The sequence below is a fragment of the Nocardioides sp. NPDC023903 genome (assembly GCF_040639295.1).
In the GTDB taxonomy this organism is placed as follows: domain Bacteria; phylum Actinomycetota; class Actinomycetes; order Propionibacteriales; family Nocardioidaceae; genus Nocardioides.
In genome coordinates, this window is record NZ_JBEZZS010000001.1 from 408,698 (window position 1) to 430,119 (window position 21,422).

27 protein-coding genes are annotated in these 21,422 nt (G+C 70.0%); 6 read left to right on the forward strand and 21 right to left on the reverse strand.

What is annotated here, in order from left to right; all coding sequences use genetic code 11:
* Positions 1 to 4: 4 nt before the first annotated feature.
* From AB0F44_RS02015 to AB0F44_RS02055, 9 genes are all read right to left on the reverse strand, one after another.
* Positions 5 to 1,048 (reverse strand): ATP-binding protein, encoded by a 1,044-nt coding sequence (locus tag AB0F44_RS02015; protein ID WP_357352147.1) that lies wholly within the window; start codon positions 1,046 to 1,048, stop codon positions 5 to 7.
* Between the two features lie 35 nt (positions 1,049 to 1,083).
* Positions 1,084 to 2,286: an oxygenase MpaB family protein gene (locus AB0F44_RS02020; RefSeq protein WP_357352149.1), complete on the reverse strand. Its 1,203-nt coding sequence runs from the start codon at positions 2,284 to 2,286 to the stop codon at positions 1,084 to 1,086.
* A gap of 69 nt (positions 2,287 to 2,355) precedes the next feature.
* Complete coding sequence (locus tag AB0F44_RS02025; RefSeq protein WP_357352151.1) at positions 2,356 to 3,543, reverse strand: MFS transporter; 1,188 nt, start codon at positions 3,541 to 3,543, stop codon at positions 2,356 to 2,358.
* A 4-nt stretch (positions 3,544 to 3,547) separates the two neighbouring features.
* Positions 3,548 to 4,591 carry a MerR family transcriptional regulator gene (locus AB0F44_RS02030; RefSeq protein ID WP_357352153.1) on the reverse strand — a complete coding sequence of 348 codons (1,044 nt, stop codon included), beginning with the start codon at positions 4,589 to 4,591 and terminating at the stop codon, positions 3,548 to 3,550.
* Between the two features lie 169 nt (positions 4,592 to 4,760).
* Positions 4,761 to 5,552: an RNA methyltransferase gene (locus AB0F44_RS02035; RefSeq protein WP_357352155.1), complete on the reverse strand. Its 792-nt coding sequence runs from the start codon at positions 5,550 to 5,552 to the stop codon at positions 4,761 to 4,763.
* An 84-nt stretch (positions 5,553 to 5,636) separates the two neighbouring features.
* On the reverse strand, positions 5,637 to 6,020 hold the full coding sequence (rplT, locus tag AB0F44_RS02040) for a 50S ribosomal protein L20 (protein WP_160023841.1): 384 nt from the start codon (positions 6,018 to 6,020) through the stop codon (positions 5,637 to 5,639).
* 48 nt (positions 6,021 to 6,068) lie between these two features.
* A complete protein-coding gene (locus AB0F44_RS02045) occupies positions 6,069 to 6,281 on the reverse strand; it encodes a 50S ribosomal protein L35 (RefSeq protein WP_008359371.1) in 213 nt (70 codons plus the stop codon).
* Between the two features lie 75 nt (positions 6,282 to 6,356).
* Positions 6,357 to 7,100 (reverse strand): translation initiation factor IF-3, encoded by a 744-nt coding sequence (infC, locus tag AB0F44_RS02050; protein WP_357352157.1) that lies wholly within the window; start codon positions 7,098 to 7,100, stop codon positions 6,357 to 6,359.
* Positions 7,101 to 7,406: 306 nt separating this feature from the next.
* On the reverse strand, positions 7,407 to 7,901 hold the full coding sequence (locus AB0F44_RS02055) for an SseB family protein (RefSeq protein ID WP_160023843.1): 495 nt from the start codon (positions 7,899 to 7,901) through the stop codon (positions 7,407 to 7,409).
* A gap of 90 nt (positions 7,902 to 7,991) precedes the next feature.
* On the opposite strand from AB0F44_RS02055, the gene AB0F44_RS02060 reads away from it, so the two are divergent.
* The gene (locus AB0F44_RS02060) at positions 7,992 to 8,456 is read left to right on the forward strand and encodes a hypothetical protein (RefSeq protein WP_357352159.1); all 465 of its coding nucleotides are present in this window, start codon (positions 7,992 to 7,994) and stop codon (positions 8,454 to 8,456) included.
* Position 8,457: 1 nt separating this feature from the next.
* Positions 8,458 to 8,997, forward strand: a complete 540-nt coding sequence (locus AB0F44_RS02065; protein ID WP_357352160.1) for a 4-amino-4-deoxy-L-arabinose transferase — start codon at positions 8,458 to 8,460, stop codon at positions 8,995 to 8,997.
* Here the strand turns inward: AB0F44_RS02065 and AB0F44_RS02070 are convergent.
* The 5 genes from AB0F44_RS02070 to AB0F44_RS02090 all read right to left on the reverse strand — a co-directional run bounded on the left by AB0F44_RS02070 (position 8,994) and on the right by AB0F44_RS02090 (position 14,071).
* Entirely contained in the window at positions 8,994 to 9,941 is a 948-nt protein-coding gene (locus AB0F44_RS02070) for a TauD/TfdA family dioxygenase (RefSeq protein WP_357352161.1), read from the reverse strand. The genes AB0F44_RS02065 and AB0F44_RS02070 overlap by 4 nt on opposite strands.
* Positions 9,942 to 9,971: 30 nt before the next feature.
* On the reverse strand, positions 9,972 to 10,874 hold the full coding sequence (locus AB0F44_RS02075) for an ABC transporter permease subunit (RefSeq protein ID WP_357352163.1): 903 nt from the start codon (positions 10,872 to 10,874) through the stop codon (positions 9,972 to 9,974).
* On the reverse strand, positions 10,867 to 12,111 hold the full coding sequence (locus AB0F44_RS02080; RefSeq protein WP_357352165.1) for a betaine/proline/choline family ABC transporter ATP-binding protein: 1,245 nt from the start codon (positions 12,109 to 12,111) through the stop codon (positions 10,867 to 10,869). Before AB0F44_RS02080 ends, AB0F44_RS02075 begins: the two co-directional genes overlap by 8 nt.
* The gene (locus AB0F44_RS02085; protein WP_357352167.1) at positions 12,111 to 13,067 is read right to left on the reverse strand and encodes an ABC transporter substrate-binding protein; all 957 of its coding nucleotides are present in this window, start codon (positions 13,065 to 13,067) and stop codon (positions 12,111 to 12,113) included. Before AB0F44_RS02085 ends, AB0F44_RS02080 begins: the two co-directional genes overlap by 1 nt.
* Before the next feature lie 128 nt (positions 13,068 to 13,195).
* Positions 13,196 to 14,071, reverse strand: a complete 876-nt coding sequence (locus tag AB0F44_RS02090; protein ID WP_357352169.1) for a LysR family transcriptional regulator — start codon at positions 14,069 to 14,071, stop codon at positions 13,196 to 13,198.
* A 59-nt stretch (positions 14,072 to 14,130) separates the two neighbouring features.
* Here AB0F44_RS02090 and AB0F44_RS02095 point away from each other — a divergent pair, with 59 nt between their 5' ends.
* A complete protein-coding gene (locus AB0F44_RS02095) occupies positions 14,131 to 15,033 on the forward strand; it encodes an aldose 1-epimerase family protein (protein ID WP_357352171.1) in 903 nt (300 codons plus the stop codon).
* A 21-nt stretch (positions 15,034 to 15,054) separates the two neighbouring features.
* On the opposite strand, the gene AB0F44_RS02100 is transcribed toward AB0F44_RS02095, so the two are convergent.
* From AB0F44_RS02100 to AB0F44_RS02115, 4 genes are all read right to left on the reverse strand, one after another.
* A complete protein-coding gene (locus tag AB0F44_RS02100) occupies positions 15,055 to 16,269 on the reverse strand; it encodes an SGNH/GDSL hydrolase family protein (protein WP_357352173.1) in 1,215 nt (404 codons plus the stop codon).
* Between the two features lie 91 nt (positions 16,270 to 16,360).
* Positions 16,361 to 16,813, reverse strand: coding sequence for a PH domain-containing protein (locus tag AB0F44_RS02105; RefSeq protein WP_357352175.1), 453 nt, complete (start codon positions 16,811 to 16,813; stop codon positions 16,361 to 16,363).
* Positions 16,797 to 17,660: an ATP phosphoribosyltransferase gene (gene hisG / locus AB0F44_RS02110; protein WP_357352177.1), complete on the reverse strand. Its 864-nt coding sequence runs from the start codon at positions 17,658 to 17,660 to the stop codon at positions 16,797 to 16,799. Before hisG ends, AB0F44_RS02105 begins: the two co-directional genes overlap by 17 nt.
* A gap of 9 nt (positions 17,661 to 17,669) precedes the next feature.
* The gene (locus AB0F44_RS02115) at positions 17,670 to 17,933 is read right to left on the reverse strand and encodes a phosphoribosyl-ATP diphosphatase (RefSeq protein WP_008359350.1); all 264 of its coding nucleotides are present in this window, start codon (positions 17,931 to 17,933) and stop codon (positions 17,670 to 17,672) included.
* Between the two features lie 107 nt (positions 17,934 to 18,040).
* Here AB0F44_RS02115 and AB0F44_RS02120 point away from each other — a divergent pair, with 107 nt between their 5' ends.
* Both AB0F44_RS02120 and AB0F44_RS02125 read left to right on the forward strand, forming a co-directional pair.
* Complete coding sequence (locus AB0F44_RS02120; RefSeq protein ID WP_160023855.1) at positions 18,041 to 18,295, forward strand: helix-turn-helix transcriptional regulator; 255 nt, start codon at positions 18,041 to 18,043, stop codon at positions 18,293 to 18,295.
* Positions 18,292 to 18,912, forward strand: coding sequence for a hypothetical protein (locus AB0F44_RS02125; RefSeq protein ID WP_357352179.1), 621 nt, complete (start codon positions 18,292 to 18,294; stop codon positions 18,910 to 18,912). Before AB0F44_RS02120 ends, AB0F44_RS02125 begins: the two co-directional genes overlap by 4 nt.
* Before the next feature lie 21 nt (positions 18,913 to 18,933).
* On the opposite strand, the gene AB0F44_RS02130 is transcribed toward AB0F44_RS02125, so the two are convergent.
* From AB0F44_RS02130 to AB0F44_RS02140, 3 genes are read right to left on the reverse strand one after another with little or no spacing between them, the layout of a single operon-like run.
* Positions 18,934 to 19,461: a gamma carbonic anhydrase family protein gene (locus tag AB0F44_RS02130; RefSeq protein WP_357352181.1), complete on the reverse strand. Its 528-nt coding sequence runs from the start codon at positions 19,459 to 19,461 to the stop codon at positions 18,934 to 18,936.
* A gap of 11 nt (positions 19,462 to 19,472) precedes the next feature.
* Entirely contained in the window at positions 19,473 to 20,516 is a 1,044-nt protein-coding gene (locus tag AB0F44_RS02135) for a cation diffusion facilitator family transporter (RefSeq protein WP_357352183.1), read from the reverse strand.
* Positions 20,513 to 20,869 (reverse strand): metalloregulator ArsR/SmtB family transcription factor, encoded by a 357-nt coding sequence (locus AB0F44_RS02140; RefSeq protein ID WP_357352185.1) that lies wholly within the window; start codon positions 20,867 to 20,869, stop codon positions 20,513 to 20,515. The genes AB0F44_RS02135 and AB0F44_RS02140 overlap by 4 nt, the downstream gene beginning before the upstream one ends.
* Positions 20,870 to 21,094: 225 nt before the next feature.
* Here AB0F44_RS02140 and AB0F44_RS02145 point away from each other — a divergent pair, with 225 nt between their 5' ends.
* A complete protein-coding gene (locus AB0F44_RS02145) occupies positions 21,095 to 21,235 on the forward strand; it encodes a hypothetical protein (protein ID WP_357352187.1) in 141 nt (46 codons plus the stop codon).
* Positions 21,236 to 21,422 lie beyond the last annotated feature (187 nt).

Consider the following 21,422-nt stretch of genomic DNA (forward strand, 5'->3'; position numbering starts at 1 on the left):
GAACTCACGCCGACGGCGGATTCCGGGGCCAGCTGACCTCGATGCGGGCCCCGCCGCCGTCGGCGTCGGCGATCGTGACCGAGCCGCTGTGGGCGCGGGTGAGGCCGCCGACGATGTAGAGGCCCAGGCCCGAGCCGCCGCGGGCGCCGTGCTTCCAGAACTTCGTGAACACGCGCAGGCGCAGCTCGGCGGGGATGCCCTCGCCACGGTCCTCGACGACCAGCAGGACCTGGTCGGGGTCGTCCGGCCGCACACCCAGGCTCACGGTGACGACGCCGTCTCCGTGGCGTACGGCGTTCTCGACGAGGTTGGTGACCACCTGGGTGAACTTGTCCGGGTCGGCGTGGATCTCGAGCTCGTCCTCACCGGCGGAGACGTCGAGCTCGATCGGCCGGGAGGTGGCCGAGCGCACCGACTCGACCACCCGGGTGACCAGCACCGTCGCGTCGCTGGCGCGCGGGTAGAGCTGCAGCCGACCGGTGTCGATCCGGGCGACGTCCAGGAGCTCGGCGATCAGCCTGGAGAGCCGGTCGGAATCGGAGGCGACGGTCTTGAGCATCAGCTTCTTCTGATCGTCGTTGAGCCGGTCCCACCGGTTCAGGAGCGCCTGGACGAACCCCTTGACCCCGGTCAGCGGCGAGCGCAGCTCGTGGGCGACCGTGGCCACCAGGTCGGACCGCTCCCGGTCCAGGCGCTTGCGGCCTCGGCCCGAGCGCAGCGAGATCGAGACCTGGTCGACGTCGGCATCCAGGGAAGGGCGCCGGATCGTCGAGACGACCAGCACCTCGGTGCCGTCGGGCAGCAGCCACGCCTGCTCGGGCGTGCCGGTCACGGTCCGCAACGTGTCGTAGGGCCGGTTGGCCTCGGTCCAGGTCTGCCCTTCGGTGTCCCTCAGCGTGAGTACGTCACCCAACGGCTTCCCCAGGCTCGAGACCGGGTCGACGCCGAGCATTCGCCCGGCCAGGGCGGAGACCAGGACGACCGCGCCATCCGCGTCGGCGACGACGACACCGTCGGGCAGGGCATCGGCGAGTTCTCTGGCGTCCACGCCGCCACCCTAGACCGACGGACAGTCCTGGGCCGCTACTCCGGCCGATTGCTCAGCGGCAGCGTGATCGGCGCCGGGTCGCCGGGCGAGAAGTAGATCTTGATGAAGGTGTGCACGGCCTCGGGGAGCAGGTTGGAGACGAGCGGGATGTTGGGGACGGTGCTCTGGTAGGACCGGACCAGCAGCGGCACGGCGCTCGCCCAGACCGGCGCGAGCACCGGGTCCTTGTCGAAGGCGATCATGTCGGCGTACGCGTCCCCGATCACGTAGCGCCCCAGCGACTCCAGCTCGTGGCGCAGCAGCGGGTTGCCCTCGCCGATCACGGCGTCGAGCAGCGCCTGGGCGAGCTCGACTCCCTCCCGGGTGCCGCCCGTCGCCGGGCCCATCACCTGGTCGTACTGCGCGTAGGCCGCTGCCCAGTCCTTCGGCAGGTACTGCTCCTGCACGCCGAGGAGGTGGAGGTCGACGTTCCAGGCGTGCAGGAAGGCCTCGGCGAGCTCCTTGCTCGGCGCGATGTCCCACTCGGTGAACTTCTTCATCACCCAGGTGCCGAGGCTGTGGAAGGTGACCAGGATGTCGGCCTGGCTGATCGGGATCTCCTGGCCGGCGCCGACCTTCGTCCAATGCGGTGACTGCGGGAGCAGGTGGCGTACGGCGGCGTGGACCATCCGGGTCTTGACCGAGTCGACCATCAGCCGTCCGGAGGCGGTCCAGCCCTGGGCGTCCATCACGTCGTAGCCCAGCACGGTCGTCTTGGCGATCCGGTCGCGCATGTTCGCGCCACCGTAGGAGTAGTAGACCGACCACGCCTCGCGCTTGATGGCGCAGCTGATCAGGCCGCTGCCGAGGGTGTAGAGGAGCGCGAGGAAGAAGCCGTACCTCTCCTCGTTGAAGGTGCCGGCCAGCTGCAGCTTCCCCTGGTCTGCCCAGGTCGGGAGGCGGCGTGCCTCCTCGATGAAGTCGGTCAGGTAGCCCGGCAGCCCGTCGGGGACCGGCTGGTCGTTGGTGGTCCAGCCCAACAGGGCCTCGTTGACCTCTGCGACCTTGTCGGTGCCTTCGCCGTAGAGACGCTCGATGACCGGGTCGGCGCGGACGTCCCAGACGTACTCGGGATCCAGCCCCTCCCCCGTGCCCGCGATCGAGGCGCTCGGCGACCACGTCCACAGCGGGAAGGTCGCGCCCGCGGCAGCCGCCGCACCGCCCGAGGCCAACAGTCGTCGTCTGCTCACGTTCGTCATGCCGTGCTCCTTCGCATCGCCCTGAGAGAACCTCCGCATCCCGAGTGAAACAGATTTACCTTTCGTGTATCAGACCCGGTGGGGTATCGGGTGAGGAAGCCGGGCGACCCGGGCGGCGGCCGGCACGGTGGCCAGGAGCAGTGCGGAGATGACGGCAAGAGCCAGCCGTACGTCGACCCCGGCCGCCGCACCGAGCAGCGGCGTCGCGAGCAGGACCGGGCCGGTCTGGGCCAGCTGGGTCAGGCTCGAGAACCGGGCGAGCATCTCTGGCGGGGTGCGGGCGACATAGGCCGGCAGGAGGTAGCTGGTCAGCATGGTGGTGCCGACGCCGACGAGGCCGACCGCGAGGATCCCCGCCCAGATCTCCGTACGCACCGCCAGCAGGACCACCCCGCCGGCCGCGATTGCAGGGCCGGCGACCGCGACCGGTGCTCGCGGTGCGCCCCAGCGGGCGACGGCGAGGGTCATCACCAGTCCCCCGGCCACCCAGGCGCCGGAGACGAGCCCCGTCTCGGCGGCCGTCCAGCCGCGTTCGCGGCCGGCGAGCGGCAGAGCGAGCATGACCAGCGGGAGCACGGTCGCGGCGAGGCCGGTGATGGCGACCAGGACCGGAACGACCCCGGGCGTGCGCACCGCCGTCCGCGCACCGTCGGCCAGGCTGCGCCAGACCGAGCCCTGGGCGGGCTCGTGAGCCGGCTCGTGCGGTGGCCGGACCAGGAGGAGCGCGACGAGCACGATGGCGTACGTGGCCGCGTCCAGGCCGGCGGTCAGCGGCAGGCCGCCGTGACCCATCAGGAAGCCGCCGGCCGCTGGCCCCGCGGTGCGGGCGATCTGGTGGGCCGAGCCGACCAGCGCCATCCGCCGATCCAGATCCTCTGCCCCGAACAGCCGCGGGAAGACTCCTTCAGCGGGTCGCCGCAGGGCCTGGATGGTGCCCGAGAGGGCACCGACCGCGACCAGCATCCACAGTCCCGCGCCACCGATCGCGCCGACCGCGAACGCGGCCATGACCAGCACCATCGCGGCGTCGCAGGCGGCCATCGTCCGCCGGATCCCGATCCGGTCGGCCAGCACTCCCCCTGCGAGCACCAGCACGGCCAGCGGGATGCCCTCGATCGTCAGCACCAGGCTGGCCGCGTCGGCACCGAACCCGGCCGCCGCCCAGCCGATCGCGAAGAAGGTCAGCGAGTCGCCGAAGACCGATGCGGTCGACGCTGCCAGCCAGGGGCGGAACCCCCGGCCCTGGGCCACTCCCACGGACTCAGCCTTGGGAGTCGTGCCGCACGGGCATGACCAGCGCGGTGAACCCTGGCTGGTAGGGCGAGGTCACCACCACCGGTCGGTCCGGCGCGGTCACCGCGAGCTGCACCTCGTCGCCCAGGCATGCTGCCAGCGCGCGGCCGAACAGGGCCGTGCCGAGCCTTAGCCGGGTCGACGGGCCGGTCACCACGCCGCGTACGTCGCTCTGCTCGGCGGTGTGCGGCGAGCGGAGCCGCGCCTGGTCGCCGAGGAAGAGGTCGACCTCGGCGTAGGCGGCCGCGTCTAGACCCGCGAGCAGGTCGGCTTTGCTGAGCACCGCACGGGTCACGGCCGGCTCCAGGCCGGCCAGCACCAGCCGATGCGCCGGGTAGGTGGTGTCGCGGCCCAGCTCCTGCGCGGCGAGGGTCAGGGTGCCGTCGGCGATGCGCAGCTCGGCGATGGCGATCGCATCCAGCCGGTCGGCCAGCGCGGCCGCGTCGGGCAGGGGCAGGACCGCCCGGCCGCCGTCCCCCTCGGCGACCGCGGGCAGCTCCCGCACCGCCATCCAGTAGCGGTTGGTCGCCACCACGTCCACGCCGGCGCCCCCTACGTCGATGAGAACAGAAGCGAGCTCGGAGGCCGGATCGGACTCCGCCGCGTGCCGCACCTGCCGGATCGCCGCGGCCAGGACGGGACCGGACAGCTCCACGAGCGCAGGCCTCGCGGCGGGACCGGCGTCGACGGCGGCCAGCACACCGCGTACGGCCTCCTCGGCCCTGGCCGTGCGCGCGCTCTGGTCCTCGAGGAACCCCGCCAGCGCCGCCCTCGCCTCGCCGGCAGGCGAGTCGAGCACCACCCGCATCGTCTCGATCGGGACCCCTGCCTCGCGCATGCCCACGATCAGCCGGGCCCGGTCGGCGAGCTCGGGCGTGTAGTAGCGGTAGCCCGTCCCGGAGTCGACCTCCGCCGGCACCAGCAACCCGCACTCGTCGTAATGCCGCAGCGCGCTCGCGGTCAGGCCCACCGCCCGCGCGAACGCCCCGATCGTCAACAGTGGCTCATCCATCCCGCAACCATCGTCCTTCACGCGAGTTGAAGGTCAAGCCCCCGCCGAGGCGTCACGCGCGTCGGCCGAAACGTCACGTACGTCGGCCGAGATGTCACCGAAGTGCCGACTCGGCCGACGCGAGTGACGTCTCGGCCAGCAACGTTCACCGAGTCACCTCGGTGAGCATTCACCTACGCTGCGCCCGCGCCGAGGCGTAGAGGCAGAGGGCGGCGGCGGTGGAGAGGTTGAGGGATTCGGCCCTGCCGAAGATCGGGATGCTCACGATCTCGTCGGCCTCGGCGGCGAGATCGGGCGGAAGGCCCCAGGCCTCGTTGCCCATCAGCCAGGCGGTGGGCCGGGCGAGGAGCGCGTCGGCGCTGAACAGGTCGGCGGTGCCGTGCATGTCGGCGGCCAGGACCGTCAGGCCGGCGGCTTTGGCTGCCTTGACCGCGACCAGCGGGTTCCGCTCGATCGCGACCGGGAGGTGGAAGGCGGAGCCGACCGAGGCCCGGATGGTCTTGGGGTTGTAGAGGTCGACCGAGTCGCCGGCCAGAATGACCCCGGACGCACCGGCCGCATCCGCACAGCGGATGACGGTGCCGGCGTTGCCGGGATCGCGTACGTCGGCACAGATCACCACGAGCGGACCCACGATGTCGCCGAGCGGAACGTCGAAGAACCGGCACAGTGCCACCACCCCGGCCGGGGTGACCGAGTCGGAGAGGCCGGCCATCGCTCGGTCCTCGACCAGCGTGACCGGCTGATCGGCCAGCAGGGAGGCGTACGTCTCGGCTCCGGCTTCCGTCGCGAAGATCTCCTGCACGCAACCAGGAACGCCGAGCGCCCCCTCGACCGCCTTCGGACCATCTGCCAGGAAGGCTCGCCGCTCCGAGCGGACCGCGCGTCGCGCGAGCTTGCGGATCTCCTTGACGCGCGCGTTCCCCGCGGACAGCTTCACGTTCTCCCCCGACTCATTCACTGACGAAGACTCCCATGTCACAACAGAGAACGACGCCCCCAGCCCGGCACAGCGGCCGGTGGGGGCGTCGTTTCAGACGCAAGCTCAGGCGTTCGCCGGGGCGTTGACGTCCTCCGGCAGAGCAGCCTTGGCCTGGGCGACGATCGCGTTGAACGCGGCGACGTCGTTGACGGCGAGCTCGGCGAGGATCTTGCGGTCGACCTCGATGCCGGCCAGGTTGAGACCCTGGATGAAGCGGTTGTAGGTCATGCCCTCGGCACGCGCCGCGGCGTTGATCCGCTGGATCCACAGCTTGCGGAAGTTGCCCTTGTTCTTGCGGCGGTCGTTGTAGGAGTAGACCAGCGAGTGGGTGACCTGCTCCTTCGCCTTGCGGTAGAGGCGCGAGCGCTGGCCCCGGTAACCGGAGGCCCGCTCGAGGGTGGTGCGACGCTTCTTCGCAGCGTTCACTGCGCGCTTGACGCGTGCCATTTCAGTGCTCCTTGAATGCTTTGGGGAAAGTTCGGGTGATCAGCGGTCTCAGCGACCGAGCAGCTTCTTCGCGCGCTTCACGTCGGCGGGGGCGAGCTCCACCAGACCGGCGTTGCGACGGTGCTTCTTGCGGGAGCCGGTCGTCGGCGCGGAGGCGAACGCAGCGCCGGACTTACGGCCGGCCTGCAAGCGCTGGATCTTCCCGGAACCGGTCACCTTGAAGCGCTTCTTGGAACCGGAGTGGGTCTTGTTCTTCGGCATGTTCTTCTCTCTTTCGTCGTCCGGCCGGTCACGGGGCGCCGCGGCGGCGGAAGTCTCTTGCTGGGCCCGGGAGGCTCAGACGTCGATGTCGGGGTCGAGGTTCTCCGAACGGCGCTTGACCTTCGGAGTGGAGGCCGGACGCGCGGCGTTCGCAGCCGTACGCTCCGCCTTCTCGGCGGCCTCGTCGGCGGCGCGCTCGGCGGCCTTCTCCTCCTTGGCCTCCTTCGCCTCGACCTTGGCGTCGGCCTTCTTCTTGTGGGGGCCGAGCACCATGATCATGTTGCGGCCGTCCTGCTTGGGCGAGGACTCGACGAAGCCCAGCTCCTGGACGTCGTCGGCCAGCTGCTGCAGCAGGCGGAAGCCGAGCTCGGGACGGTGCTGCTCACGACCGCGGAACATGATCGTGATCTTGACCTTGTCCCCAGCGTTGAGGAACCGCACGACGTGACCCTTCTTGGTCTCGTAGTCGTGCTTGTCGATCTTCGGACGAAGCTTCATCTCCTTGATGATCACGTTCGTCTGGTTTCGACGGGCTTCACGGGCCTTCTGGGCGTTCTCGTACTTGAACTTCCCGTAGTCCATGAGCTTGCAGACCGGCGGCTTGCCCTGCGGGGCGATCTCGACCAGGTCGAGGTCGGCCTCCTGGGCCAGGCGCAGCGCGTCAGGGGTCGGCACGATGCCGACCGTCTCTCCGTTGGGACCAACGAGGCGGACCTCGGGAACCCGGATCCGGTCGTTGATACGAAGCTCAGTGCTGATGTGTCCTCCAGTTGTTGTGGCTGCGGAGGCTCTGGATCTCGGCCTCCGGGCCGCGTGCACGGGCGGTCCGGAAATCGAAAAAGGCTTCCGCTGGATTGTCACAAGCGGAAGCCAGTCAAGACGCTCACCCGCGAACGGGCTCGCACCACCGAATCCATTGACCCCTAGAATTCTGGGGCCACTGTCTTCGGGACCGGACCCGACGACCTCTGTTGCTGGGCGGTCGATGCGGGTGGGAGAACGCTGTTGTGATCTCCGCTTGCTGGATCAAACCGACGGCGTACGTCGGCTGATCGGTCAACACGGAACACTACTGCAACATTCCTCGCTGTCCCAATCCTCAGGCCCAATCCTCAGGCCCGATCGTCAGGGCCGCACCCAGGCCGTGCGCGGCCCGACGGTCGCCAGCTGCCAGCCTTCGGCCACCTTCTGCAGGTCGTCGCCCTCGATCGCGAACGGCACCGGGCCGGCGAGATCGAGCACGAGGGCGTCAGCACCGTCGTGGACGGCTGCCTGGGCGGCGTCACGCAGGGAGACCGGAACCGGGCGGGCGTCGGCCTGCCACGCCTGCAGCGGCGCGGTGCCGGTGAACCCGAGCAGCGCCTGCCTCCCGTCGGCGCCGGTGAGCAGCACGGTCGCCATGTCGGAGGTCTTGTCGTGGGCCAGCCCGGCCTCGTCGACCTCGACCTCCCCGAGCACCGCGACGACGGGGACGAGCACCCGGGCAGCGGCCAGGGTGGTGAGCACGTCGGCGTGCGTGGCCTGGCCCGCGGCGTACGACCTCATCACGGTCGCGACCTCAGGGCTGGTCTCCCCGGTGTCGCCGGGAAATGCCGTGCCGAGGAGTCGTTTGTCGTTCATCGCCTCCCCATTCAACAACAGAGCAACATCAGGGCCGATATCGGGGACAGTCCGGGTGCCAGACGACCACGACGGTGGAAGACTGCAGGTATGGACCAAGGCGCCTACCTCGCACTAGCCGCAGCGCTCACCGTTCTGGGCGGGATCTGGACCTGGGTCGCGTTCCGACGGCGCGGCCTCGGCGCCGGTGTGAAGGCTGCGGGGTGGACGCTGCTCGCCCCGGCGGCGTACCTGACCGGGCTGCTGCGCGCCGGCGGCAGGATCGTCGACGCGATCGCCGACTGGGCCGCGCGCCTGGTCTTCAGCCCGACCATCTGGATCGGGTTCGGCATCGCTGCCCTCGCCATCGTGCTGATCTTCGTCGCCCGCCTCCTGCCCACCAAGGAGAAGCCGAGCCGAGCAGCCCGGAAGGCGGCTGCCGGTACCGCACCCGCCGGTTCGGCCGGGCCGGCCTCGGTCGCGGCTCCGAAGGGCGCCAAGGGCCCGGTCGTCGACGACGATGACGAGGACATGGCCGACGTCAACGACATCTTGAAGAAGTACGGGATCTCCTGACGTGGCCTCTGCCGCAGCCGACCTGCTCTCCATCGCGATGAGCCGGCCGGCGACCCTCGGTCCCGGGCGGCTCATCAGCATCGACGGCCCGGCCGGGTCGGGGAAGACCACGCTGGCCACCGCCGTCGCTGACCTCACCGGCGCCCCGGTCATCCACATGGACGACCTCTTCGAGGGCTGGGACGGCCTCCCGGGGATCACCGACCAGCTCGACTCGATCCTGCTCCCCCTGGTCGAGGGCGCGACCGGCTCCTATCGGCGCTACGACTGGGTCAAGGGCGAGTTCGCCGAGACCGTCACTGTGCCTCCCGCCCCGCTGCTGGTGATCGAAGGCGTGGGCAGCGGGGCCGCCGCGTACGACGACCTCCGAACCGCCCTGGCCTGGGTCGACGCGCCCTACGAGACCAGGATGCGGCGCGGCATCGAGCGCGACGGCGACGCGTTCGCGCCGCACTGGGAGGCGTGGGCGGCGGCCGAGACCGAGCTGTTCGCCCGTGAGCAGACGGCCGCCCGCGCCGACATCATCGTCGGGGCGAGCTAGGAGATCAGCTCGTCCAGGCGGCTGTAGGCCCGCGCGTCGCCCTGGAGGACCTCCGAGCGCCGCCCGTCGACCGAGACCGGTACGTCACCCGCGACCGTGACCCGGCGCATCTCGCGCGGGTGGTGGTCGAAGTCGGCGACCGCGTAGTGCTGGGTGGCGCGGTTGTCCCACATCGCCACGTCGCCGGACTGCCAGGCCCAGCGGATGGTGTTCTCGAGCTTGGTGACCCGGTCCTGGAGCAGGTTGAACAGGTGGATCGACTCGGTGGAGGTGAGCCCGTCGAACTCCTTGACGAAGCTGCCCAGGACCAGCGTCCGCTCCCCCGTCTCGGGGTGGACACGTACGACCGGGTGCCGGGTCTCGAAGTGGACCGAGGCGAAGTCGTCGCGGGAGTAGTTGGCGTCGGGCTGCTCGTGCTCCTCGTCGCGCTGGGCGTAGTCGTAGGAGTTGGTGTGCACCGCCCACAGCGCGTCGGCCAGCGCCTTCAGCGGTGCCGGGAGCCGGTCGTAGGCGGCCGCGGTGTTGGCCCAGATCGTGGTGCCACCGTAGGGCGGCAGGGTCACCGCGCGGAGCACCGAGATCGCCGGGACGCGGTCGACGAAGGTGACGTCGGTGTGCCACGCGTTGGCCGCCATCCCGGCGTTGGCGGTGACCCGTAGCACCCGTCCGGAGCCGGTGTTGACCGTTGGGTGCGCGGTCGTCAGCTCACCGAACCGGGCCGCGAAGGCGCTCTGCGCCTTGTCGGTGAGCCCGTCCTGGCCTCGGAAGAAGAGCACCTTGTGGCGCAGCAGGGCGTTGCGTACGTCCTGGATCTGGGTGTCGTCGGCCTCGGCCAGGTGCAGGCCCTCGATGACGGCGCCGATCCGGGCGCCGGCGCGACGGATCCGCACGCCCGAGGGCGTCTCGACGACGTCCGCGGGGCGATGCAGCTCGGTGATGGTCACAGTCGTTCTCCTCCGATCAGGGATGTGGATTCAGGCGGGGGTGAGCTCGGGCTCGGGAGTCTTCGCGTGGGCACCGCGGCCGAGCTTCGGCCACCAGGACGGCACCAGCCCACGCTGGCCGCCGAGCGCGGCGGAGACGCGGTCGAGATAGATCGCGATCACCACGACGGCCAGACCGCCTTCGATCGAGGCACCGATCTGCAGGCCCTGGACCGCGTTGACGACGACACCGCCGAGGCCGGAGCCGCCGACCAGGCCGGCCACGACGACCATCGAGAGGGCCAGCATGATGACCTGGTTGACGCCGGTCATGATCGACTCCTTGGCGAGCGGGAGCTGGACCTCGCGCAGGATCTCCCAGCGGCCGGCGCCGAAGGCGGTGGCCGCCTCGACGGTCTCGGCGTCGACCTGGTTGATCCCGAGCTGGGTGAGCCGGACCGCGGGCGGCAGCGCGAAGACGATCGTGGCGACCAGGCCGGGCGCGTCGCCGACACCGAAGAAGAGGATCGTCGGCAGCAGGTAGACGAAGACCGGCAGCGTCTGCATCAGGTCGAGGACCGGACGCAGCGCCGCCCGCAGCGGTGGCGAGAAGGCGGACCAGATGCCCAGCGGGATGCCGATCACCAGCGCGACGAGCGTCGCCACGAGCACCGAGGTGGTGGTCTGCATCGTCTCGTACCACAGGTCCATCGACTCGATCAGGAGCAGCCCGATGGTCAGCACCAGGGTCAGCACGACCTTGCGGGTGACGAGCAGCGCGATCACGGCGAGCACGATGATCATCGCGACCGGCGGCAGCCCGCCGAGCACGTTGTAGACCATCCGGAGCAGGAAGTTGAGCGCCTCCTTGATGCCGTCGAAGAACGGTCCGAGGTTGTCGGTGAGGAAGTTGATGACGTCCTCACCGATGTCGCCGATGTGAAGGTCAGGCATGGGCCACCTCCGCGGCCTCGTCGGCGGTGTCGTTCACGGTGTCGTTCACGGTCGAGAGCGCCGAGAGGATCGCGCCCCGCGGCACCACGCCGCGCAGCCTGCCGTCCTCGTCGAGGACGGTGACGGGCACGACCTGGCGGCCGGCCAGGTGCATGAAGTCGCCGATCACGTCGCCCTCCTTGACGTGGTGGTAGTCGTCCCCCAGCGCGCCGTGGACGCTCTTGGCGCCGCGGCGGGTCAGGCTCACCAGCCGGTCGTCGGTGACGACACCCAGCAGCCTGTCGTCCGCGCCGGTCACGAACGCACCGGTGACCTCGTTCTCTCCCAGCCGGCGCAGCGCGTCGTGGGGCGTGATGTCCTCGGGGAGTACGAGGCGCGCCGGCCGGATCAGGTCGGCGGCGCTGAGCACCCGGGCGCGGTCGACGTCGGAGACGAACTCGCTGACGTAGTCGTCAGCAGGATGGGCGACGATCTCGGGTCCGGGAGCGAGCTGGATGACCCGGCCCTCGCGCATCACCATCACCCGGTCGCCGATCCGCATCGCCTCGTTGAGGTCGTGGGTGACGAAGACCGTGGTGCGCTGGTCCTGGGCCTGCAGCTCGACCAGCAGGTCCTGCATGTCGCGCCGGATCAGTGGGTCCAGCGCCGAGAACGGCTCGTCCATCAGCAGGATCGGCGGGTCCACGGCCAGCGCGCGGGCAAGACCGACCCGCTGCCGCATGCCGCCGGAGAGCTCGTGCGGGAGCTTGTCGCCACGCCCGCCCAGGCCGACCCGGTCGAGGGCGGCGTCGGCCTTCTCGAGACGCTCGGGCTTCGCGATGCCGCGTACCTTCAGGCCGTACGCCGCGTTCTCCCGCACCGTCCGGTGCGGGAAGAGCGAGAAGTGCTGGAAGACCATCCCGATGCCGTTGTTGCGGAGCTCGCGCAGCCGCTGGTCGGAGACCTTGGTGATGTCCTCGCCGTCGATCAGGAGCTCGCCGGCGCTGGGCTCGTTGAGCCGGTTGATCATCCGCAGCACGGTCGACTTGCCCGAGCCTGACAGACCCATGACAACGAACATCTCGCCCTTGGCGATCTCGAAGTCGATCTCGTGAGCGCCGAGGTAGCCGCCCGCGGCGGCGGCCGCCGTACGTGGGTCCTGGGCGGCCAGTGCCTTCTCGGCCTGCCTCCTGCCGAGGCCGTAGACCTTGCTCAGGCCACGCCCGACGATCGCCGGCTCTTGTGTCGTCTCGCTCATCAGATCTCCGCCTTCTCTCCGTCGGCGTCCTCGACCCCATCGAGGAACTCGGCGACCTTGTCGGGGTTGTCGTCGATCCAGGCCTTCGCGATGTCGGCGAGCTCCTTCCCGGACTTGTCGTGGTCGTAGTAGAACTGCCCGGCCTCGTCGGTGGTGAAGGTCAGGTTCGAGAGGAACTCGGCGATCTCCGGGTTGTCGTCCTCGAACCCCTTGCGGGTGACCGTACGGATCTCACCGGCGCCGCCCCAGACCTTGTCGGGGTCCTCGAGGAAGGCCGCGTCGAACTGCACGGTCATCCAGTGCGGGCTCCAGCCGAGGAACACGATCGGCTGGCCGGCCTTCTGCGACTTCTCGACCTGGGCGAGCATCGCCGGGGTGCCGCTGGCGACGAGCTTCCAGTCCCCCAAGCCGTACGCGTCCTCGTCGATCGCCTTCTGGATCGTCTCGTTGCCCGGGGAGCCGGCCTCGATGCCGTAGATCTTCTTGCCGAAGGTCGAGGCGTTGGCGTCGAGGTCGGCGAGCGAGGCGATCCCGAGCTCGTCGGCGACATCGCCCGGGACAGCCGGGGCGTACTCGGTGCCCTTCACGATCGTGGAGAGCACCTCGACGTCGCCCTCGTCGATTGGGTCGCCGAAGCTGGGCTCCTGCGACGGCCACCAGTTGCCGAGGTAGGCGTCGATCTGGCCCGAGGAGACCGCGGTCGCCGCGTTCTCGACGGACAGGTTCTTCTTGATGCTCGCGTCGTAGCCGAGCTCCTGGAGGATCTGGACCGCGATCTCGTTCTCGACCTGGAGGTCGACCCAGGGCTGCTCGGCGAGGACCACCGAGTTCTCGGCTCCTCCGGAGTCGCTCTGGGCGAAGCCGTCACGCTCGCTGGCGGTCGTGCAGGCGGTCAGGGTGCCGGCTGTCGCCGCGATGGCGAGGGCGGCCACAGCAAGGCGTTGGGGGCGGCGCATGCGTGCTCCATCCAATCGGTTCATATATGTCTAACACACTAGACATTGCCTTCTGGGTGTTCCAGCACGTCCGCACAGTGAGCAAGACCAGGATCGAGATGCTGCGATAGAGAATCTCTATAGGTAAGTCATTGGTCGGTGAGGTCCTGAGCCAGCGCGACGAACTGCTCGACAAGCGCGTCACCGCGCTCCTCCAGCCACACCAGTGACACGCTCACCCGCGCCACCGGGGTCAGCGGCACGACCTGCGCGCCCGCCCGCGACGCCGCTCCTGCCATGCCCTCGGTCAGCACCGCCACCCCGGCGCGGGCCAGCACCAGCGGGATGATCGAGGCGACGTGGGCCGTCTCGATGGCCACTTCGGTGGGCAGGCCGGCGGCCTCGAGGCGAGCGTCCAGGAACGTACGCAGCGCCGTGCCGGCCGGCGTCGCGATCAGGCCGATCTCGGCGAGCTCCTCGATCAGGATCTCCTCCGGAGCCTCGCGCGAGGGCGGCAGGACCGCCACCAGCTCGTGCTCTGCGAGCCGGTGCGAGCCGAACGGCCCGTGTGGCGTCGCGCCGTCGATCAGCCCCACGTCGGCCTCGCCCTTGCGCACCTGGTCGAGGACGTCGGAGCGGTGCTGCGGGTCGGTGACGACGACCTGCGCGGCGGGCTGGATCCGCCGGAACTCGGCCAGCACCGGCACCAGCGGCTCGATCGCCCACACCGTGCTGGAGGTGATCCGCAGCCGGCCGAAACCCTTGTCCGAGACCGACCGGACCGCCCCCGCGGCGAGCTCGAAGCCGCGTACGACCCGGCGGGCCGGCCCGAGCAGCGCCGAGCCCGCCGGAGTGAGCCGCACTCCCCTGCCGTGGCGCTCGAAGAGCGGACCGCCGAGCTCCCGTTCGAGCCCGCGCACGGCGTACGACAACGACGGCTGGGCGACGTGGAGCCGTGCCGCGGCGCTGGTGAAGCTGCCGGCCTCGGCGATGGCGAGGAAGAACTCCAGCTGTCGTCGCTCCATGGCCAGAGGCTAACCCGACCGGCCACCGGGGTGGACCGGCCACTCGATAGCCTGTGACCGTGCTGAGACCGAGTGGAGAGCAGTTCACGATCGACGGCGGGGGCTACACCGCGACGGTGACGGAGAGTGGTGGCGCGCTGCGGCTGCTGTCCTATGAGGGGCGGGAGCTGATCGCCGGGTTCGGCGACGACGAGCAGTCCAGCGGCGGCAAGGGTCAGCTGCTGGCGCCGTGGCCCAACCGGATCCGTGACGGTCGCTACGAGTTCGGTGGGAAGACCTATCAGCTCGGGGTCACCGAGGTCGCGCGCAACAACGCCTCCCACGGGCTGGTGCGGTGGTCGCAGTGGCTGCCCATCGACGAGGCCAAGGACTCGATCACCCTGGCCACCCGGCTGATGGCGCAGAGCGGCTATCCGTGGACGCTCGACCTCGAGGTGACGTACGCCATCGGGCCCGACGGGCTCACCGTGACCCAGTCGGCGACCAACCACGCCGACTCCCCCGCGCCCTACGCCGCCGGCGCCCACCCCTATCTCACCGCCGGGGCCGGTCCGGTCGACCAGTGGACGCTCACCCTCCCGGCGCGGACGCGCCTGCTCTCCGACCCCGAGCGCAAGCTGCCCACCGCGAGCGAGGCGACGACAGGGACGACCTACGACTTCACCTCCGTCAAGCCCATCGGCGATGTCGTCCTCGACCACGCCTTCACCGATCTCGACCGTGGCGAGGACGGGCGGGCGACCGTCACGATCCAGGGCCCCGACGGTGGCGTCGCGCTCTGGGTCGACGAGCACCACCCGTGGCTGATGGTCTACAGCGCCGACGACCAGTCGCCGGCACGCGGCGGTCTCGCCGTCGAGCCGATGACCGCTCCCCCGGACGCGTTCAACTCCGGCACCGACCTGGTCGCGCTCGCCCCCGACGAGCGCTACGAGGTCACCTGGGGCATCACCGCGATCTGATCGTCGCCGGGATCTGATCGTCTAGCGGTCGCACTCCAGCAACGACAGGTCGAACGCCTCGGCCATCGCCGCGTAGCCGGCGTCGCCGGGGTGCAGGTGGTCCCCGGAGTCGTACGCCGGCAGGAACCGTGCCGGTCGCTCAGGGTCACGTGTGGCGGCGTCGAAGTCGACGACGCCGTCGAACTCGCCGGAGGTCCGGATCCACTCGTTGACCGCGACCCGCACCCGGTCCCGCGCGGGGGTGTAGCGGCTGCCGCCCTCGTACGGGGTCAGGGTGGCGCCGACGACGCACACGTCCTCGGCGTGCGCCTGGGCGATCAGGGCGCGATAGGCCACGATCAGGTCGGAGGCGTCATCGGCGTCGTCCCACCGGATGTCGTTGATCCCCTCCAGCAGCACGACCGTGGAGACGCCCGGCTGGTCCAGGACGTCGCGCCGGAAGCGGTCCAGACCGCGCTGGCCACCGGTGCTGTCGACGAGCATGCGGTTGGCGGAGATGCCCTCGTTCATCATCCCGAATCGGCCGGCGTACGAGCTCGCAGCCACCCGGTCCGCCAGCACGTCGGGGTAGCGCCGGTTGGCGCCGACCGTGGAGCCGTTGCCGTCGGTGATCGAGTCGCCGAAGAGCACCGCGGTCTTGACCCGGCGCGGCTTCTCGACGACGACGCTCTCGACCCAGTACCAGCTGGAGATCTGCGTCGTGAACGCCTCCCCCGACTCCTGGCCGGCCACGTCCGCACCGGCCGTCCCGGCGACGTAGGAGGTCTGCGTGGCGACGTCGTGCCCGGTGATCGGGCCGCTCTCGCCGACGACGTGGAAGCTCACCGCGAGGGTCGTATCGGCCGACACTGTCGCGTCGACCGGGTCGCTGAGCACCTCGGTGCCGGGGGCGACGGTGACCTCGTCGGCGCCTTCGAAGGTCACCTGCCGGTTCGTACCGCGCACCACCGCGGCTCCGTCCCCGGCCAGACCGAGGTGTGCCGAGGTGAAGGTCACCGGACGGTCGCCGAACACGTTGGAGAGGGTGATGCGTACGCCGGAGCCACCCAGCGAGGTGTGCACCAGGTTGCGCACCGACCGGTCCGCCAGACCGGCGGCGCCGGTCGCACCGCCGACCTCGTCGGCCGAGGCGCCCCAGGTGCCGACCGGGTGCACCGGCGCGGCCTGGGCCGGCACGGTCGAGACCAGAGTGAGGACAGCCGCCAGCGCCGCGAGAGCACGAGTCCATGAGATCACGCAGACACGTTAAGTCGCCGCGGGCGCCGCCATCAGAGGTTCGGGCGAGTCTTCCCCGAAGCGTAGTAAGTGGTTCGCCGGAGGGTCGCTGTCAGGACAGCTGTTCGGCCAGCGTGCGCAGCGTGCGTACGGCCTTCTTCGACGAGCCCCCGTCGGAGGCCTGGATGCCGAGGACGGAGATGTTGTGGCCCGAGGCGAGGTCGATGTTGGGCCAGGGAGCGCCGCGGGGGAAGTTGATCGCGAGGACCTCGGCCCACTCCAGGTCGCGGCGCTTGTAGCCGTTGACCACGGTCAGGCCGCCCTCACGGGCGACGACCCGCGACCGGGTCACCGCGTGCACGCAGGTCAGGATCAGCAGGCCGACGAAACCGAAGGTGAGCCGTTCGAACATGGTCACCTGCGCCTTGATCTCGGGCGTGAACCCGACCCAGACCATCGTGCACATGATCGCCAAGGCGGCCACGAGGAACCAGCCCATCACGCGGGCCCCGAGCGGGCGCCAGGTGTGCGGCAGCTTCACCGGCAGGTCAGATCCGGCAGGCATTGATCTCCGTCAGCAGGATCGCGCGGGCACCCACGGCGTACAGGTCGTCCATCAGCTTCTGCGAGCCGGCGCGCGGCACCATCGCGCGGACGGCGACCCAGCCCTCGCGGTGCAGCGGGCTGACCGTCGGCCCCTCGAGGCCAGGCGTCATCGCGGACGCCTCGGAGAGGTCCTCGGCGCGGATGTCGTAGTCCATCATCACGTAGCTGCGCGCGATCAGGACGCCGTCGAGGCGGCGCTTGAAGGTCTCGTACGCCTCCGGCAACTGCTCCCCTGAACGGGTGATCACCACGGCCTCGGAGCGCATGATCGGCTCACCGAAGATCTCCAGGCCGGCCTGCCGCATCGTGGAGCCGGTCTCGACCACGTCGGCGATCGCGTCGGCGACACCGAGCTGGATCGAGGTCTCGACGGCGCCGTCGAGCCGGGTGACGCTCGCGTCGATCCCCTCGCGCTCCAGGAACGCCGAGACGACACCAACGTAGGAGGTCGCGATCCGCTTGCCGCGCAGCTCCTCGATCGAGGTGAAAGCGCCGGCGCGGCTGGCGAAGTGGAAGCGGGAACGGCCGAAGCCGAGCCCGATGACCTCGTCGGCCTTGGCGCCGGAGTCGAGGAGCAGGTCGCGGCCGGTGATGCCGATGTCGAGGGTGCCTTCGCCGACGTAGAGCGCGATGTCGCGCGGGCGCAGGTAGAAGAACTCGACGCCGTTCTCCTCGTCGATGAGGGTCAGGCGCTTGGAGTCGTCGCGCTGGCGGTAGCCGGCCTCGCGCAGCAGCTCGGAGGCGGAGCTGGACAGCGAGCCCTTGTTGGGCACGGCGATCCGGAGAAGCTTGTCATCGGTTGTCATCAGGGTTCCCTACAGGTGTGAGTAGACGTCGTCGATCGAGATTCCGCTGGCGAGCATGAGCACCTGGGCGTGGTAGAGCAGCTGGGAGATCTCCTCCGCGGTCGCTTCCTTGCCCTCGTACTCGGCCGCCATCCAGGACTCGGCGGCCTCCTCGACCAGCTTCTTCCCGATCGCATGGACCCCGGCGTCGAGCTGTGCCACGGTGCCGGATCCTTCAGGTCGGGTCCGGGCCTTCTCACTCAGCTCGGCCCAGAGCTCGTCGAACGTCTTCACGAGCGTCAAGCCTAGGCCGTACGCGACCCCGCACCCGAATCGTCTCACCGAATCGATAGCAGTCCTGCTATGGACAGTCATAGCAGGACTGCGATACCTTCGATTTTATGAGCACCGACGACGAGGACACCGCGTTCTACGTCGGGATCGCCGCGCAGGTCACCGAGCACCGGGTCGCGCGGGGCCTGTCCCAGCGCGAGCTCGCCGAGCTCTGCGGCACGACGCAGTCGGCGATCGCACGGCTGGAGTCCGGGTCCCGCCCACCCAAGATCGACACCCTCCTCCGGGTGGCCGCCGCTCTCGACTGCCGCCTCGAGGTCGGCTTCCACCCCCGCACCCGAGCCCACAGGAGTACGCCATGAAGACCCCTATTGCCGCCGACGAGGTCGAGTCGACCCGCAGCGAGCGGTTCCTGGCGGTCGCGCTGACCGCCTTCCTGCTCGTCGGCACCGTCTGGTTCTACGTCAAGGTCGCCGGCTGGTGGCCGCTCTACATGGACTGGGACCAGTGCAACAACGGCCAGACGCCGTGCGAGATCCCGGGCCACGAGGCGATCCAGATCGGCATTCGCCTCGGCTTCATCATCCTGCTCTGCCTGGTCGGATTCTGGGTCCTCTACCGGCTGCGCCGCAGCGGCTCCCGCTTCCTCCCGCTCGGCTTCGCGCTCGCCGCGACCGGGGTGATCATGGCCCTGGTCTTCGCCTTCCACTACACCTTCGAGTACGCCGACTTCGGCCCGCTCATCCTGTCGCTGTTCGGCGCCGCGGCCACTGTGGGCGTGTTCGTCGCCGTCCAGCGGCTCCTGGCCAAGCGGATCCCGGCCATGCGCGTACGCAAGGGCGACTGCCCCTACTGCGGCTACCCGGTCCGCGGCAAGCACTGCGAGGGCTGCGGCCGCGAGACCATCGCCCCATGCGCGACCTGCGACGCCGACCGCCGGGTCGGCTCGCTCCACTGCGTGGCCTGCGGCGCCGACTGACCCTCAACCTCAGGATGAGGGTTATACGGGACGTACGGTCGCGCGGTGCAACTTCATGAACTCAACGTAGCCGGGCGCGTTGAGCTCGAGGATCGCCGCGGGGTTGCTGCCGGGCTCGATCTTGCCGCGGATCTTCGCGGGCACACCCATCACCAGACTGTGGTCGGGCACGTCGGTCCCCTCGACCACCATCGCGCCGGCGGCGATCAGGCAGCCGTCGCCGATGACCACGGCGTCGGAGACCACTGCCCCGTTGCCGATCAGCGACCCGGTCCCGATCCGGTCCCCATGCACCACGCAGCCGTGCGCGACCGTGCTGTGGGCCCCCATCTCCAGCGAGGAGCCGGGGCGTACGTGCAGCACCGAGTTGTCCTGCACGTTGGAGCCCTCGCCGATGATGATCGGCCCGACGTCAGCGCGCAGCACGGCGCCGTACCAAACACTGGCGTTGGGCCCGAGGCGTACGTCACCGATCAGCGTCGCTGTCGGCGCCACCCAGGCGTCGGGATGGATCTGCGGACTCTTGCCGTCGAATTCGAAGATGTTCATCGACGCAGATCCTAGGCGTGCGCGCCGTCGGGGCTGACGTGGAGGACCACGCTGGTCAGCCGCGGCAGCGCCTCCAAGAGGTGCTCCTCGGCGTGGTGGGCGATGTCGTGGCCGGCGGAGACCGGGAGGTCGGCAGGCACGGTGATGTCGCCGTCGGCATGGAGGGTGTGCCCGATCCACCGCAGCCTCAGGCTGCGGACCTCGAGCACGCCGTCCACCGCGCCGACCGCCTCCCTAGCCCTGCGTACGTCATCCGGGGTGACCGCGTCCATCAGCCGGGCGCCGACCTGCTTGAGCGCCGAGCGCAGCACGCCGAGGATCGCGATGGCGATCAGCAGCCCGATCACCGGGTCGGCCCACGGAAGCCCGACCGCGACCCCGGCAGCACCGAGCACCACGGCCAGCGAGGTGAAGCCATCCGTACGCGCATGGAGCCCGTCGGCGACCAGCGCCGCCGAGCCGATCTGGCGGCCCACCCGGATCCGGTAGCGCGCGACGATCTCGTTGCCCAGGAACCCGACCACCCCGGCCGCCGCAACCGCCCAGACGTGCTCGACCTCGCGCGGATGGAAGAGCCGGTCGATGGCCTCCCAGCCCGCCAGGATGCTGGAGAGCGCAATCATGGCGACGACGAAGAGACCGGCGAGGTCCTCCGCCCGTCCGTAGCCATAGGTGAACCGGTCGTTGGCCGGACGCCGGGCGAGCCAGAACGCCACGAGCAACGGCACCGCCGTCAGCGCGTCCGCGACATTGTGAAGCGTGTCCCCCAGCAGAGCGACCGACCCGGTCAGAGTCACCACGACCGCCTGCAGCCCCGCCGTCAGCGCGAGGACACCGAGGCTGATCCACAGCGCCCGCCGGCCACGTACGTCGGCCTCCAACGCCTCGTCGATCTGGTCCGCCGCATCGTGGGAATGAGCCCCGAAGACGTCCGAGACCGCGTGCTTGACCCGAGACCAGCGCCCATCGTGCGCATGGCTGTGGTCGTGGCCGTGTCCGTGACCGTGGCTGTCGTGGGCGTGGTCGCGTGGGTGGTCGTGCAGCGTATGGGTCATGCCGACTCCTCCCCGGACCGGTGGTGCGCCGGGACCTGATCGAGGAGATGCTCCACGTGCCCGATCGTGTCGAGGACCAACTGGCGCACATGCCCGTTCTCGACGCGATAGAGCACCGAAGTCCCCTCCTTCCGCGTCGTCACCAACCGAGCCATCCGCATCTTCGCCAGATGCTGCGAGACCCCTGGCACCGGCTTGTCCAACATCGAGGCAAGCTCGGAGACCGACCGCTCCTCATCCAGCAACAGCCCCGCCATCTGCAGACGCGTCGGATCCGCCAACATCCGCAGCACCTCGACGGCAAGAGTCACGACGTCGTCCTCCCACACCGGAGGTTGCGTATTTGCATGCATGCGCAAATTGTAGCGCAACGACGGGCTAGAGGGCACGCCGTCCGCAACAACGTCGAGTCGGCGCGTCTGCCTCACACAATCGGAGCGGATGCGAGACTCGCAGCCGCACGAAGCCGTTCGCAACGGCCTGACGGGCGCCTTCACCGTGCCGACGGAGCCCTCGAGAGAGCCGTGCCGCCGGAGGTCTGAATCCGGAAGTGCGCGACGGTACCCGTGGCAGAGGCGGTGACCGAAGCCGGGCTCGAGCCGGAGATCTGGCCGGCGGCCGGGGTCGCAGCGGTTCAGCTGGTCACCGTCGCCGTGGCGAGCAGAGCGCCGGTCGCAGCGTTGCCCGGGCCGGGTGCGGCGCCGGAGCGGATCTGGTGAACGCTTTTGGAGCCCAGCGAGGTCGGCCAGGGCGACATCGGCCACGACCGGCGTGCCATACGGACGCCACGTGACAGGGGCGACTGGATGCCGGCGCCAGCCGCGTGGTTGGTACGTTTTCGACGATCTCGCCCACACCCGCGGTCACTAGGCGGCGGCCTTGTCCGCGTCCGCGCCATCGGACGCA

Bases quoted from the DNA above. Each gene is read 5' to 3' on its own strand.
- AB0F44_RS02020 (WP_357352149.1), bottom strand. From the start codon at position 2,286: ATGACGAACGTGAGCAGACGACGACTGTTGGCCTCGGGCGGTGCGGCG.
- AB0F44_RS02030 (WP_357352153.1), bottom strand. From the start codon at position 4,591: ATGGATGAGCCACTGTTGACGATCGGGGCGTTCGCGCGGGCGGTGGGC.
- rplT (WP_160023841.1), bottom strand. From the start codon at position 6,020: ATGGCACGCGTCAAGCGCGCAGTGAACGCTGCGAAGAAGCGTCGCACC.
- AB0F44_RS02045 (WP_008359371.1), bottom strand. From the start codon at position 6,281: ATGCCGAAGAACAAGACCCACTCCGGTTCCAAGAAGCGCTTCAAGGTG.
- AB0F44_RS02055 (WP_160023843.1), bottom strand. From the start codon at position 7,901: ATGAACGACAAACGACTCCTCGGCACGGCATTTCCCGGCGACACCGGG.
- AB0F44_RS02060 (WP_357352159.1), top strand. From the start codon at position 7,992: ATGGACCAAGGCGCCTACCTCGCACTAGCCGCAGCGCTCACCGTTCTG.
- AB0F44_RS02075 (WP_357352163.1), bottom strand. From the start codon at position 10,874: ATGCCTGACCTTCACATCGGCGACATCGGTGAGGACGTCATCAACTTC.
- AB0F44_RS02080 (WP_357352165.1), bottom strand. From the start codon at position 12,111: ATGAGCGAGACGACACAAGAGCCGGCGATCGTCGGGCGTGGCCTGAGC.
- AB0F44_RS02085 (WP_357352167.1), bottom strand. From the start codon at position 13,067: ATGCGCCGCCCCCAACGCCTTGCTGTGGCCGCCCTCGCCATCGCGGCG.
- AB0F44_RS02090 (WP_357352169.1), bottom strand. From the start codon at position 14,071: ATGGAGCGACGACAGCTGGAGTTCTTCCTCGCCATCGCCGAGGCCGGC.
- AB0F44_RS02105 (WP_357352175.1), bottom strand. From the start codon at position 16,813: ATGCCTGCCGGATCTGACCTGCCGGTGAAGCTGCCGCACACCTGGCGC.
- hisG (WP_357352177.1), bottom strand. From the start codon at position 17,660: ATGACAACCGATGACAAGCTTCTCCGGATCGCCGTGCCCAACAAGGGC.
- AB0F44_RS02120 (WP_160023855.1), top strand. From the start codon at position 18,041: ATGAGCACCGACGACGAGGACACCGCGTTCTACGTCGGGATCGCCGCG.
- AB0F44_RS02125 (WP_357352179.1), top strand. From the start codon at position 18,292: ATGAAGACCCCTATTGCCGCCGACGAGGTCGAGTCGACCCGCAGCGAG.
- AB0F44_RS02130 (WP_357352181.1), bottom strand. From the start codon at position 19,461: ATGAACATCTTCGAATTCGACGGCAAGAGTCCGCAGATCCATCCCGAC.
- AB0F44_RS02135 (WP_357352183.1), bottom strand. From the start codon at position 20,516: ATGACCCATACGCTGCACGACCACCCACGCGACCACGCCCACGACAGC.
- AB0F44_RS02140 (WP_357352185.1), bottom strand. From the start codon at position 20,869: ATGCATGCAAATACGCAACCTCCGGTGTGGGAGGACGACGTCGTGACT.